Consider the following 12,391-nt stretch of genomic DNA (forward strand, 5'->3'; position numbering starts at 1 on the left):
CTCTACACTCCTTTTTTAAATGAGTGAAGCAAGTTTATGACGTGCTTGTAACCCATTAATTCCGGCCCAATCACCATCAAGTTCCCACTCAGTCCACTATAATCAAAATTAGTCGTGATAACTGAAATGGATTTATAACTATCATCTAACTCATCGCCAAAATAAATATTAACATCATTAGATGACAATTGCTCCACAGTTTGTTGTAGCGACTCTGATTCAATATCCTCATAGATATGCTCCAGAGTATCTAGTTCATCTTTCATATCTTTAAGTAGAAAAGAAAAACCAGCATGGCCAACCGTTCGTCTTGGTTTTACAATAGCCGCATTAATTTGAGTTGACAATTGATCAAACAAATGACGAATTTCAGTCGGGACGACTGTATTTTCATTTAGTATTAAGCGTGAATCACCAAGTCTCTTATCCATGAGTAAGTTGTTGAAAAAGTTACTTAACTTAGATAAGTCTTCAACAGTTACTCCACGGCCTGTCTTAACAGGAAGTTGTTTAATATTTCCTGTATCTAAAACAATAATTGCAATGCCAGCGCTATCAGTTAAAGGCGTGATATACATGCCTTTAATTCTCTCATCTTCATCAGTAAGTGAAACTTGAGTTAAGTGACCCAGTCTCTCACTAATTGATGTTGCTAGAGATTGCGTGAAGTTCTTGGTATTATCTACCGGTGTATTGAACTCAATAGGCTGTGGTGGGTCTTGGATGATTTCATACTTTAGTTCCTCAATATAATACTTCAAGGCTTTTCTTGATGGCATACGTCCAGAAGACGTGTGCACTTTAACTAAATATCCTTCTTGTTCTAAAGCAGCCATATCATTTCTGATTGTTGCACTAGATACATTGAATTGATATTTATTTAATAAATAGTTGGAACTAATAGGTGTCATTACTTCCAGAAAATCATCTACGATTAATTCTAAAATGATTTTCTGCCTCTCAGTTAGCAAATAATCACCTCATTAGCACTCTTATCTCTTAAGTGCTAATTATAATTTATCAAATAGGTCAAAATAAGTCAAGGATTAGCTCGCTTTATTTTTTAGAGTAAAAATTCTGCAAAAACGTCGTTACCAATCATACGTCCCTGTTCAGTTAAACTGATGAATCCTGACTCTCTTTTTATCAATTTTTTTGCATGCAATTCTTTTAAAACTTTACCGTAAATTGAATCGATTGAAGTATTATATTTATCGAAAAATCTCTGTTCACTAACGCCTTTATTTAAGCGTAAACCTAAGAACATTTCTTCTTCGTACTTATCTTTTAAGGCTAACTTAAGTTCCTCTTTTACAACGCTGCCAGTATCTTTCATACTATTAATATAATGATTGACAGGCTTAATGTTGTAGTAACGAACATCACCCGTGTAACCATGACTACCAGCACCTGCTCCAATGTAGGGTTCATTTAACCAATAGGTCTTGTTGTGATGAGATTCATGCACTTTAGTCGCAAAGTTGGAGATCTCATATTGAGGGTAGCCGAGTGCTGACAATCCATGTATTACCTTATCATATTTTTCCCCTTCTTCTATACTGCCAGCTATAGACATTTTCCCTGCCTTAATTTTGTTATAAAAGACAGTATGAGGCTCAATGATTAAGGAATACCAAGAGACATGCTTAGGTTTTAGTTCAGATATATATTTTAAACTCATATCAATATCATCAAACGTTTCGCCTGGTAAATTATACATCAAATCTATGGAGTAGTTGGTTAAGCCGATTTTTTCTAAGTGATTAATGCTATTGAAGATGTCATCTTTCTTATGCGTTCGTCCGAGCACCTTTAGTAGATCATTATTGAAGGTCTGAACACCCAAACTTACTCGGTTGACGCCGTAGTTTTTTAAGATATCTAGTTTACTTGTAGTTAATTCATCTGGATTTGCTTCGAAAGTAAATTCATCTGTTACTTTAAAGTGTTCCGTGACATAACTTAAGAGTCTATTTAATTGTGCTTCATTTAAAGCAGTTGGCGTTCCACCACCGACATAAATTGTTTTTAAAGTCATGTCTCCATATGCTGATAATTCTTGAATCAGCGCTTCAATATAGTCGTCGACTGGCTGATTTTTTATTAACACCTTATTAAAATCACAATAGGTACAAATGCGATTGCAAAAAGGAATGTGGATATACATACTATCCATACTTACCCTCCTAATATTAAAGGAGAAATCTAATGATTTCTCCTCTAGTTTGAATTTATTCATCATCCATTTTTAAAACTGCTAAGAAAGCTTCTTGTGGAATTTCTACGCTTCCAACTGCTTTCATTTTCTTCTTACCTTCTTTTTGCTTCTCTAACAATTTCTTCTTACGACTAATGTCCCCACCGTAACATTTAGATAGGACATTTTTACCCATGGATTTAATATTGGTACGAGAGACAATCTTTTGGCCAATAGCAGCTTGAATTGGCACTTCAAATTGTTGTCTTGGAATAATTTTCTTCAGTTTTTCAACGATTGCTTTTCCTCTTTCATAAGCAAAATCTCTATGAACAATAAAGCTTAAAGCATCTACTTTTTCACTGTTTAAGAGAATATCCATCTTAACTAGTTTAGATTCCTTATAACCGATTAATTCATAATCCAATGATGCATAACCTTTAGTATGTGATTTTAACTGATCAAAGAAATCAAATACTATTTCTGATAAAGGAATTTCATAGATGATGTTAACGCGCACGTCATCTAAATAATCCATGGTCATAAAGTTTCCACGTTTTCTCTGACAGAGTTCCATAACAGAACCCACATAGTCATTAGGCACCATAATTTGTGCTTTAACGTATGGCTCGTTAATCTTCTCAATCTTTTGTGGATCTGGCATTTGTGCAGGGTTATCAACTCTGATTACTTCTCCATCAGTCATTTCAACGTTATATATTACCGACGGTGCAGTTGCGATTAGATCGATACCAAACTCTCTTTCAATACGTTCTTGAACAATCTCCATATGTAAGAGTCCTAAGAAACCAGTTCTGAAACCAAAGCCTAATGCTTGAGAAGTTTCTGGCTCATACTGTAGAGAAGAGTCATTTAATTCTAATCTTTCCAGTGCTTCACGTAAGTCATTATACTTACTTGAATCGATTGGATACATCCCACAATATACCATTGGGTTCATCTTCTTATAGCCTTGTAATGGTTCATCTGCTGGATTATCTGCATTGGTAATCGTATCCCCTACAAGGGAGTCTCCAACTTTTTTAATAGAAGCTACGATATATCCTACATCTCCAGCTGATAAATCTTCTACTGCTAGTGGACTTGGTGTATTAATACCAACTTCATTCACTTCGAATTCTTTTCCACTAGACATCATGCGTATTTTATCGCCTGCTTTAACCGTACCTTCAACAATTCTAATCGAAGAGATAACACCGCGATATGAATCAAAGACAGAGTCAAAAATTAAAGCCTTTAGTGGTGCTTCAGGATCGCCATCAGGTGCGGGTACTGTTGCGACAATTCTCTCTAGAATATCTTCTATACCAATATTTGACTTAGCTGACGCGTAAATTGAATCCTCAGCAGGTAATCCAATCACATCTTCTATCTCCTCAGCAACGCGGTCAGGGTCAGCAGCTGGCAAATCAATTTTATTCACAACCGGTAAGAGCTCTAAATCATTGTCTAAAGCAAGGTAAACGTTAGCAAGTGTTTGAGCCTCTATACCTTGTGCAGCATCAACTACAAGTATTGCCCCTTCACAAGCAGCAAGTGATCTAGAAACTTCATAGGTAAAATCGACGTGTCCAGGCGTATCGATGAGATGAAAGGTATAATCTTCACCATCTTTTGCTGTGTATTTTAGTCTTACAGCATTCAGTTTAATAGTGATACCACGTTCTCTTTCTAAATCCATAGAATCTAGTAATTGAGATTTCATATCTCTGCTTTCGACAGAGCGTGTGTTTTCTAATAATCGATCAGCAAGGGAAGATTTGCCGTGGTCGATATGAGCTATAATTGAAAAGTTCCTTATATTTTTTTGTCTTTTTAAACGTTCCATCTTATCCATTTAAAATCCAACTTTCTTCGTCTTTACAATGCTATAATTATACCAATGCTAGCGATTAACTTCAATTCATTTCGGATTGATTATTGCATACGGTCGCTATTTTTGGTAAAATATTTTATGTTGCAATAAAAGTTGTACAACTTTATGTCGGAGGTGACATTATGCCTAATATTAAATCAGCAATCAAACGTGTGAGAACAAACCAAACTGCACAAGAAGCTAACATTGCACAAAAAAATGCGATGCGTACTGCAGTGAAACGTGCTGAAACAGCTAAACTTGAAGACGCTGACAACAAAGATGCTTTAGTATCTAACGCTGTCAAACTTGTAGACAAAGCTGCAAAAAGTAATCACATTCACGCTAATAAAGCAAGCCGTATTAAATCAAAACTTATGGCTAAATAAAAATAAAACCTTCTTATAAAATTAAGAAGGTTTTATTTTTTTATATTTCTAAGATAAATAGCTCAAATAATGCTTCTCTATCTAGATAAGATGATTTGAATTTATAATCAATATCTCTACACAGCACTATTTTGTCTAAAAGTACATCTAAGTGTATTTGTCTGACATGTCTATGTGCTAATTTCACTCTGTATGGGTGGACCTTTAAAGTTTTTGCCATATTGTCTTCTTGATAACCTTGTTGGCTTAATATCTTAACTTGGTAAAACAATCTGAATTGACCAATGATTAAGTGAAGAAGTTTAATCGGCTCTTCCTTTTGTAAAATAAGTCCTGAAGCTAAGTTAACTGCCTTTACCTTTTCATTTTTTAAAATATAGTCAGTGAGTAAAAATACATTTTCTTCAAGTGAAATAGTAACGAGGTTTTGGACATCGACGAGTGTTATCTCATGGTCTACATATAAGATGAGCTTAGTTAACTCATTATATAAAGTTTCATACTTATAAGCGGTTCTTTCTAAGAGCAAATTCAAGGCTTCATGTTCAATTGTAATATCTTCACGGTCTAATACACTATGAACATAGGCAATTAATTCACTCTCTGTCATCTCGTTAATCTCTATGACTTTAGCTTTTTGATTCATCAGCTTAGTCACTTTTTTACGCTTATCTAATTTATCACTATGGACGACAAAAATAAGTAAAGTATCATCTTTTTTATTAGCAAGATAGTCAATTAAAGGATCGATATTGTGTTTTAAAGATCCCGTTTCTTTTTGCCCGGTAAACAGAATCGCCTCTTCTACCACAATCACTTTTCGATCACTCAAAAATGGCAGTGTTTGAGCTTCTTCAATAATAGTTTCAGTAGATGTGTCCTTGTAATTTAAACGTGTAAAATTAAAGTCATCTAAGTCACCAACATAAGTCTTGGCGATTTTTTTTACTTCATCTTCTATACGTATAATATTTGTCCCGTATAAGAGTTGTAGCAGATCCATGGCGAAGCTCCTTAATGTTTATAAATCTATTATAGCTTTTTTTTAGAATATATCATATACTATAAGTAAGTGTTTAGGGGGTAATTTCATGAACAAATTCGAGAAAAACGTACAATCAAAAAACAATGATGTTATCGATTCTGGTTTAGGATTTATTGTAGGTTTCATTGCTTTTGCAGTCATCTACATTATTCCTCAAGTATTCGCGATCGTTGCTGGTTAAATTCTAAGAGCCTTTAAGGCTCTTTTTTTATTTTTCTAAACACGCTTTGTCAACACGTAATTTTTGTCGAATACATATTGTATCATCTTTTATTTTAAATTCTACCATCCCCGACTCTTGTGTATTATAAATGATTGATTCAGACAAGTTATCGACTACTTCTTGATGTGGGTGTTTATAGCGATTATTCACACCAGCTGAAATTAATGAAATTTTAGGCGAGACCCTACTAAGAAATTCCTGACTTGTTGATGTGTCACTACCATGGTGACTAACTTTTAAAATATCACTTTGTAAATTGAAGTCTTCTTTAAGTAAACTCTCTTCCCTATCTACACTTATATCCCCTGTAAATAAAACAGAGTACTGATCCATAAACACTTTTAAAACAATCGATTGATTGTTGGAATCTAAAAGCTCGGTGTCTGTTAAGAGTTGCTGAAATTTGATATTCCCAATACTGAACTCTTTTATATTTCGACTATCAATAATCTTTTCTTTTTTCTCCTCACTTAATCCACTAACCCATTCTCCAAATTTTTCATCTTCACTATTTATTAATATATTGCTGACTTCTAATTTTTCTAAAATGTGACCTGCTTCCCCACTATGATCTATATCTAAGTGACTGATGATTAGTAAATCGATTTTACCAAGACCAGCTTCTTTTAAATACGGCAGAATGTTCTTCTCACTTAAAGGAATTGCATTTTCTTGATCACTAAACCTTCCACCAGTATCAATTAAGACTGTCTTATTCTCTCTATGGTCTCTTAAAATAAAAGCATCTCCTTGACTAACATCTACCATGGTTAATGTAAAATTATCTTTATAGTTTTGAGCATTAAAGTATAAGATTATGATAATAAGAACAGTAGCTATGCCTACTTTAAACACTTCTTTACTTAAACAGTGAAGGATTAATTTATAAGAGATTGCAATTAATAATATTGTGGAGACATCATGTAAATTTTTGATCGGTATTCTATGTTTAAAAGCTTGTGCAATTTGATCGATAAGATATTTTAAATATGTATAAAAATTATGGTAGAGTTCGTTTAAAAACTCAGGAAAATACACAAATGATAGGACATTAAAGATAATTACACTAGGAAAAACAAGGAAAGAAAACAAAGGTACAAAGAAGATATTAAGTATAAGTCCAGATAAGCTAATCTCATTAAACTGCAAGAGGACAATGACAATAGTTGAAAGTTCACAGATGATTGTAATTAAAATTAGTTGAGTGAAGTTTTTATATTGTGCCAAGATTGGTCGACATAAGACTATAAATAAAGTCGTCATATACGATAGTTGAAAGCCAGCATGATACATGACCCAAGGGTTAAAAACTATTTGAACTAAGGCAGATAAAGAAATTATGGTCAAGTAAGGTTTTCTTTTAAACAAAGATGTGACTAAAAGCATAATCCCCATAAAAGTTGCTCTTAAGACACTCGGTGAAAAAAAGTTAAGAAAGAAAAAACAAAGCAAGACAGCAATTAGGATGAGTTTAATTGTGACTCTTGATAATTTAAAGCACCTTAAAATAAAAATTACCACACCAGATAAAAAAGCAACATGCGTTCCTGAAATGACATACAAATGATAGATACCAAGCTTTTGTAGTGCATCAAAAAAATCAGCTTCTATATAAGATTTATTACCTATAGATAAGGTGAGCATATCAAACTTATAATCATGTTCAGTGATGTTTAATATTTTATTGATATAGATACTACGAATCTGATTAATCTTTTGAGATAAGTTCGGCTGATGCTTGCTACAGCTTAAACCATGGAAATTATCTAGATATATCCGACCGGCTAATTGATTTATATGCAAGTTTTCAAAGGCATCCCTTTTAATAAAGTTTCTCTCTTCAACAATTTCATTAATTTCTATATCACCATAACACCGTGTTGAGATAGGTAATAGATCGTCTTCTGTGACATATAATTCATACTTCCCCTTATCAGAATGAACGATATAATGCGTTTGGTCTTTATAGTATTTATAGTCATCGATGACAAAATAATAAAGATTATCTGTTTGAATCGTTTTATCGAGTTGTGAAACGAAATATATAGAAAGAAGACAAACTGAAGTAAATGTAAGCATAAAGACAAATTTTTTTAAATTGATATAGACACTGTACATTAAAAAAACATAAAAAAAGAAGCCCAATATTGGGCTTTCAATAAAGACATAAGCAGTAATGATACTAAGTACTATATAGAGTAGCAGCATTATAGTGCTTCAAAATATGCTTTAACTGTTTCAGTATCGGTATCAATCAATTCATAGTTAATATTATTTTTATCGAGTAATTCTATAGCGTAAGGATGATTTTTATAATCTTCACGATAATAGATATTCTTAATACCTGCTTGAATTAGTGCCTTAGTGCAGTTAATGCAAGGGAAATGAGTAACGTAGACTGTCGCACCTTCTGTTGACACACCAAACTTAGAACACTGCAGTAAACCATTAATCTCTGCATGGATAGTTCGAATACAATGTCCATCTTCTAAATAACAGCCTTCATCAATACAGTGAACCTCACCTGATACTGAACCATTGTAACCCCCTGCAATAATGCGGTTGTCCTTGACTATAGTTGCACCGACACTTAATCGTTTACATGTGGATCTAAGTGAGAGTAACATTGCCTGTGCCATAAAGTATTCATGCCAGTTAATTCTCATATATACACCTCAATTTATAGTGATATCAGCTTGAAGATTTTCAAAAGTCTTTTCTCCAATACCCGATATATTCATCAGATCTTCTACTTTAGAAAATAGACCAAACTCTTCTCTATACTCAATAATTGCTTGTGCTTTCTTTTCACCAATACCATTTAAAGTAGTCAGTTCACTTACATCAGCAGTGTTGATATTAACTTTACTTGATTCTTCACTGCCTTCAAGATTCGTACTGTCTCCAGTAGTAAGGTAAGGAATTTCTTTTGAATCTAACTCACCCTTAAAAGGCACATAGATGACCATCTCATCTTTTAATTTAAGAGATTGATTAACAGTGAGTAAATCTGCATTTTTTGATACTGCTGCAATATCAAGTACGTTTTTAATTCTAGCATCTCCTGGTAATTCATAGACACCTGGTGCATTGACTGCCCCTTTAACTTCAACAAAAACAGTAGTAGGCAATGTTTCTTCTAAATCCTCTGTTGTTTCTTCTACAACACTTGTGTCAATAGGAAAAGGGGTCTCTTCAACTTCTTGACCTTGAAATAATTTCAAAAGTAGAAAAACCAATACTACGGTGATGATTCCAGCTGAAATAAGATAAGCACGATACTGCTCAAAAAATGATCGTATATCCATAATTTCCTCCTGATATAGTTCTTATACTATATATAGGAAATTCAGATAACTTATTTTTATTTCGAATAAGTTAATAAATTTATTTAGCTTATTTTTTTAGGATATAGAAATTTCTTTCTGCTAAATCTGTTATAGGATTATCGATATCAAAATCAGAGAAAGTGTGATGAATAGTGAAATCAGAAGAGATTGCCATCTGTAAAATATCACTATGTTTATAAGTTTCTTGGTAGTGAGTTTCTTCATATTTTGAATAGCGACCATCTGATTCTTTAATGAAAAATGTCAATTCATGCCAAACACTTAAATCCTTTTCTCCAGGAATCGTTTGCCAAGTGTAAAAGACATCTTCATTAGAATCCGAGTATAATTCATAATTAAAATCTGTTTTAAACTTCTCTTCCGTATGAACATCAAAAATAAAAATACCATTCTCATTTAGGTGTTTGTAGGCTTGATTAAGCACTTTCAGAAAATCTTCTTTAGATGGTGCATAATTTAAGACGTCTGCAGTAGCAATAATTAAATCAAAACGCTCATCTAAGTCAAAGTCGATCATATCTTGAACATAGAGTTCAGCATCAGTGTGATGACTTTTAGCTAAATCAATCATCTCTTCTGAATTATCGATACCGAATTTTTTATCGATTGATAAATTGCGTAAAATATAGCCTGTGCCAACTCCAATATCTAAGACGGACGAAGCATCTTTACTATAATATTTGATAATATCTAGCCACAGATTATAAGGCATATCATAATTTAGAATATCATATACTTTTGCAAAACTTTTATACTTATTGGTGGCCAACACTATCACCGTCATCTTTAAATAGACGTTCTAAATTATAATATTCTCTTTCTGTTTTGACAAAAATATGGACGATAACATCGCCAACATCACACAAAATCCATTTACCTGTTCTGTAGCCTTCAAGCTTAACATCTAGCTGATTTTTATGAGCTACGTCTCTCACTTCATCAGCAATCGCTTGGGTTTGTCTTTCTGTATTGCCATGGCATATCACAAAGTAGTCGGTCACTGGGCTAGAATTTTTTACGTCATAGACTGTAATATCCTGAGCGCGTTTATCGTCTACTGCTTCCACCATTAAATCTAATAATTTACTACTTTCCATACCGTCACTCCTTGGCCATATTATAATAATTTAAGCATTCTAAAGTCTTATGATAAATTGTCTGATCTTTATTTAATAAATGTTGAATATTTCTTTTTGTAATTGCATAGACTGCCTTATCCAGATTCTTTTCTTCATAGACGATTGTTCTAATATCATCGACTCCGGGCTGGCTTCTTTCAGGTTCTATATAATCAGCAACAAAGATTATCTTTTCTAAGATCCCCATCTGTTTTGCACCTGATGTATGATTGCTAATCGCTTTTAGAACGTCGATATCACTCACACCAAATTTATTTTTCACCTTTACCGCTGCTATTGGTCCATGTAAGACTTCTGATTTATATTCCAACAGTTCTGGATCCAGACCTTCTGAACTTACTGTCTGATACATTTTAGCTAGGTCATCATACTTTGAATAATCGTGTAAGACCCCGGCTAGATAAGCTTTTGATGAATCTGCGTTAAACATTTCTGCCATTTCTTCAGCGGTTTCCGCTACTCTTTGGCAGTGTTTAAAACGCTTTTTAGGTAATTTCTCCGCTGCAACTTTCAGTGCTTCCTTACGTTTCATATAAGCGATGCTCCTTTATATACTGATACACTTTGTGATCTAGTAGATGTCTGACTTCTGTTTGATTTTTAAGTCTCTCCCTAATCACTGAGGACGATACTTCTACAGTGTTTATATCAAGTTGAATAAATGGCGGCTGAACTTCTATTGCTGTATTTTCTCGATTAACTACCACAAATTGAGCTAAGTCATGTAATAATTCATTATTTTTCCAACGGTCAAATGACTGGTAGTGATCTGTCCCAATAATGAAATATAAATCATCATTAACAAACTGCTCATTTAAATAAGTGAGTGTATCATAAGTATAGGTCGTTGTTTGACCAAATATTTCATAGCTGTCTACTTCTATATAATCAAAGTCTTCAAGGCATTGTGTCAGCATTTTAAAGCGGTCTTGACTACTCGTATTCACTACGCCTTTAAAAGGAGAAAGATAAGTCGGCATGACTAATACCTTATCAAGGTCTAGTTTGAGATAAGTTTCTATCATGGCATTGATATGTCCAATATGGATAGGATCAAAACTGCCCCCAAATATTCCTATTTTCATGGTAGGTCAATCGATTTATGTTCTTGTGATTCCTTATATAAAACAATAGTGTTACCCATAATTTGGACTAGCTCAGAAGCTGTTTCATTTACCAAGCTTTCTGCAATTGAATCTTTGTCTTCTAAACAATTTTGTAAAACAGAAATTTTGATAAGTTCTCGCTTCTCTAACACATCTTTAATTTGCGTAATAAAATTATCCGTTAAACCATTTTTACCAATTTGAAATAAGGCTGATTCATGATGAGCTAATGAACGCAAATATCTTTTTTGTTTTCCACTTAAAGTCATTATTCTACCTCCAAATATTTTTTTAACGCAGTTTCTACTGCTCTTGTATTACCCTTTTTACCAGTCCAAATATAATAAGCATCCATTGCTTGATTGATTAGCATACCCAGGCCATTTTGACTGCGTTTAAAATAAGTCATAAACGGTGTGATTGAAGGGTTATATATTAAATCCATACCGATGGTGTCACTATCGATAAAATCCGGATTTATACCCATACTAATAAACACATCTTCATTATTTAAACCCAGTGGAGTTGCATTAATTACAGCATCAAAATGTCCACCAGTGAAATCGTTAGATAAGACACTCGTAAAGTCTTTTTTAATAAAGCTATTAAAGCTTTCCAATCGCCTTGCGACTATAGTGACTTTATCTCCGTGATCAACATGTGCTCGGTGAACAGCCTTTGCTGCCCCACCTGCTCCGAGTATGAGGATATGACGATTTTTTAATGGGCCAAAAGAATCATTAAAAGCCTTTATATAACCTGTTACATCTGTATTATACCCTGTTAAAATATCGTTCTTTAAACTGACAGTATTCACAGCCCCAATCTCTTTAGCAGTCGGATCAAGCACGTCTAAAAAGTCCATAATTTTCTCTTTATGGGGGACTGTAACATTGATACCTGACATAGTTTCTTCAATCATATATTGTCTGATATTCTTTAAGTCATCAGGATGAACTTCACTTTTGACATAGCTTGATTCATCATTATTTGCCTTAAAATTCGCTTCGTGAATTATGGGAGAAAGACTGTGTTTAATTGGATAACCGATAACAGAAAAATGCAT

Annotated in this window: 15 protein-coding genes; 2 read left to right on the forward strand and 13 right to left on the reverse strand. The window is 33.5% G+C overall.

What is annotated here, in order from left to right:
* Positions 1-2 precede the first annotated feature (2 nt).
* The 3 genes from hrcA to lepA all read right to left on the reverse strand — a co-directional run bounded on the left by hrcA (position 3) and on the right by lepA (position 4,055).
* Positions 3-971: a heat-inducible transcriptional repressor HrcA gene (gene hrcA / locus JEOSCH030_RS06725; protein WP_185125852.1), complete on the reverse strand. Its 969-nt coding sequence runs from the start codon at positions 969-971 to the stop codon at positions 3-5.
* Between the two features lie 92 nt (positions 972-1,063).
* Entirely contained in the window at positions 1,064-2,176 is a 1,113-nt protein-coding gene (hemW, locus tag JEOSCH030_RS06730; protein WP_185125853.1) for a radical SAM family heme chaperone HemW, read from the reverse strand.
* 55 nt (positions 2,177-2,231) lie between these two features.
* Positions 2,232-4,055: a translation elongation factor 4 gene (gene lepA / locus JEOSCH030_RS06735; RefSeq protein WP_185125854.1), complete on the reverse strand. Its 1,824-nt coding sequence runs from the start codon at positions 4,053-4,055 to the stop codon at positions 2,232-2,234.
* Positions 4,056-4,216: 161 nt separating this feature from the next.
* Between lepA and rpsT the strand changes: the two genes are divergently transcribed.
* The gene (gene rpsT / locus JEOSCH030_RS06740; protein ID WP_185125855.1) at positions 4,217-4,462 is read left to right on the forward strand and encodes a 30S ribosomal protein S20; all 246 of its coding nucleotides are present in this window, start codon (positions 4,217-4,219) and stop codon (positions 4,460-4,462) included.
* A 40-nt stretch (positions 4,463-4,502) separates the two neighbouring features.
* On the opposite strand, the gene holA is transcribed toward rpsT, so the two are convergent.
* Complete coding sequence (holA, locus tag JEOSCH030_RS06745) at positions 4,503-5,465, reverse strand: DNA polymerase III subunit delta (RefSeq protein WP_185125856.1); 963 nt, start codon at positions 5,463-5,465, stop codon at positions 4,503-4,505.
* 88 nt (positions 5,466-5,553) lie between these two features.
* On the opposite strand from holA, the gene JEOSCH030_RS06750 reads away from it, so the two are divergent.
* Positions 5,554-5,688 (forward strand): YqzM family protein, encoded by a 135-nt coding sequence (locus JEOSCH030_RS06750; protein ID WP_185125857.1) that lies wholly within the window; start codon positions 5,554-5,556, stop codon positions 5,686-5,688.
* A 27-nt stretch (positions 5,689-5,715) separates the two neighbouring features.
* On the opposite strand, the gene JEOSCH030_RS06755 is transcribed toward JEOSCH030_RS06750, so the two are convergent.
* The 9 genes from JEOSCH030_RS06755 to aroE all read right to left on the reverse strand — a co-directional run bounded on the left by JEOSCH030_RS06755 (position 5,716) and on the right by aroE (position 12,391).
* Positions 5,716-7,809 carry a DNA internalization-related competence protein ComEC/Rec2 gene (locus JEOSCH030_RS06755; protein ID WP_185125858.1) on the reverse strand — a complete coding sequence of 698 codons (2,094 nt, stop codon included), beginning with the start codon at positions 7,807-7,809 and terminating at the stop codon, positions 5,716-5,718.
* 128 nt (positions 7,810-7,937) lie between these two features.
* The gene (locus JEOSCH030_RS06760) at positions 7,938-8,396 is read right to left on the reverse strand and encodes a ComE operon protein 2 (RefSeq protein WP_185125859.1); all 459 of its coding nucleotides are present in this window, start codon (positions 8,394-8,396) and stop codon (positions 7,938-7,940) included.
* 9 nt (positions 8,397-8,405) lie between these two features.
* Entirely contained in the window at positions 8,406-9,038 is a 633-nt protein-coding gene (locus tag JEOSCH030_RS06765) for a ComEA family DNA-binding protein (RefSeq protein ID WP_185125860.1), read from the reverse strand.
* 88 nt (positions 9,039-9,126) lie between these two features.
* Positions 9,127-9,864: a class I SAM-dependent DNA methyltransferase gene (locus JEOSCH030_RS06770; RefSeq protein WP_185125861.1), complete on the reverse strand. Its 738-nt coding sequence runs from the start codon at positions 9,862-9,864 to the stop codon at positions 9,127-9,129.
* Positions 9,836-10,177: a ribosome silencing factor gene (gene rsfS / locus JEOSCH030_RS06775; protein WP_185125862.1), complete on the reverse strand. Its 342-nt coding sequence runs from the start codon at positions 10,175-10,177 to the stop codon at positions 9,836-9,838. The genes JEOSCH030_RS06770 and rsfS overlap by 29 nt, the downstream gene beginning before the upstream one ends.
* 4 nt (positions 10,178-10,181) lie before the next feature.
* On the reverse strand, positions 10,182-10,751 hold the full coding sequence (gene yqeK, locus JEOSCH030_RS06780; protein WP_185125863.1) for a bis(5'-nucleosyl)-tetraphosphatase (symmetrical) YqeK: 570 nt from the start codon (positions 10,749-10,751) through the stop codon (positions 10,182-10,184).
* The gene (gene nadD, locus JEOSCH030_RS06785; RefSeq protein ID WP_185125864.1) at positions 10,741-11,304 is read right to left on the reverse strand and encodes a nicotinate (nicotinamide) nucleotide adenylyltransferase; all 564 of its coding nucleotides are present in this window, start codon (positions 11,302-11,304) and stop codon (positions 10,741-10,743) included. Before nadD ends, yqeK begins: the two co-directional genes overlap by 11 nt.
* A complete protein-coding gene (gene yhbY, locus JEOSCH030_RS06790) occupies positions 11,301-11,594 on the reverse strand; it encodes a ribosome assembly RNA-binding protein YhbY (RefSeq protein ID WP_185125865.1) in 294 nt (97 codons plus the stop codon). The genes nadD and yhbY overlap by 4 nt, the downstream gene beginning before the upstream one ends.
* Positions 11,594-12,391 carry a shikimate dehydrogenase gene (gene aroE / locus JEOSCH030_RS06795; protein WP_185125866.1) on the reverse strand — a complete coding sequence of 266 codons (798 nt, stop codon included), beginning with the start codon at positions 12,389-12,391 and terminating at the stop codon, positions 11,594-11,596. Before aroE ends, yhbY begins: the two co-directional genes overlap by 1 nt.

It is taken from the genome of Jeotgalicoccus meleagridis (assembly GCF_903994045.1).
In the GTDB taxonomy this organism is placed as follows: Bacteria; Bacillota; Bacilli; order Staphylococcales; family Salinicoccaceae; genus Jeotgalicoccus; species Jeotgalicoccus meleagridis.

What these genes read in the sequence shown, in the direction of transcription:
- hemW (WP_185125853.1), bottom strand. Translation starts at nt 2,176, where the DNA reads ATGGATAGTATGTATATCCACATTCCTTTTTGCAATCGCATTTGTACC.
- lepA (WP_185125854.1), bottom strand. Translation starts at nt 4,055, where the DNA reads ATGGATAAGATGGAACGTTTAAAAAGACAAAAAAATATAAGGAACTTT.
- rpsT (WP_185125855.1), top strand. Translation starts at nt 4,217, where the DNA reads ATGCCTAATATTAAATCAGCAATCAAACGTGTGAGAACAAACCAAACT.
- holA (WP_185125856.1), bottom strand. Translation starts at nt 5,465, where the DNA reads ATGGATCTGCTACAACTCTTATACGGGACAAATATTATACGTATAGAA.
- JEOSCH030_RS06750 (WP_185125857.1), top strand. Translation starts at nt 5,554, where the DNA reads ATGAACAAATTCGAGAAAAACGTACAATCAAAAAACAATGATGTTATC.
- JEOSCH030_RS06755 (WP_185125858.1), bottom strand. Translation starts at nt 7,809, where the DNA reads ATGCTTACATTTACTTCAGTTTGTCTTCTTTCTATATATTTCGTTTCA.
- JEOSCH030_RS06760 (WP_185125859.1), bottom strand. Translation starts at nt 8,396, where the DNA reads ATGAGAATTAACTGGCATGAATACTTTATGGCACAGGCAATGTTACTC.
- JEOSCH030_RS06765 (WP_185125860.1), bottom strand. Translation starts at nt 9,038, where the DNA reads ATGGATATACGATCATTTTTTGAGCAGTATCGTGCTTATCTTATTTCA.
- JEOSCH030_RS06770 (WP_185125861.1), bottom strand. Translation starts at nt 9,864, where the DNA reads ATGACGGTGATAGTGTTGGCCACCAATAAGTATAAAAGTTTTGCAAAA.
- rsfS (WP_185125862.1), bottom strand. Translation starts at nt 10,177, where the DNA reads ATGGAAAGTAGTAAATTATTAGATTTAATGGTGGAAGCAGTAGACGAT.
- yqeK (WP_185125863.1), bottom strand. Translation starts at nt 10,751, where the DNA reads ATGAAACGTAAGGAAGCACTGAAAGTTGCAGCGGAGAAATTACCTAAA.
- nadD (WP_185125864.1), bottom strand. Translation starts at nt 11,304, where the DNA reads ATGAAAATAGGAATATTTGGGGGCAGTTTTGATCCTATCCATATTGGA.
- yhbY (WP_185125865.1), bottom strand. Translation starts at nt 11,594, where the DNA reads ATGACTTTAAGTGGAAAACAAAAAAGATATTTGCGTTCATTAGCTCAT.
- aroE (WP_185125866.1), bottom strand. Translation starts at nt 12,391, where the DNA reads ATGCATTTTTCTGTTATCGGTTATCCAATTAAACACAGTCTTTCTCCC.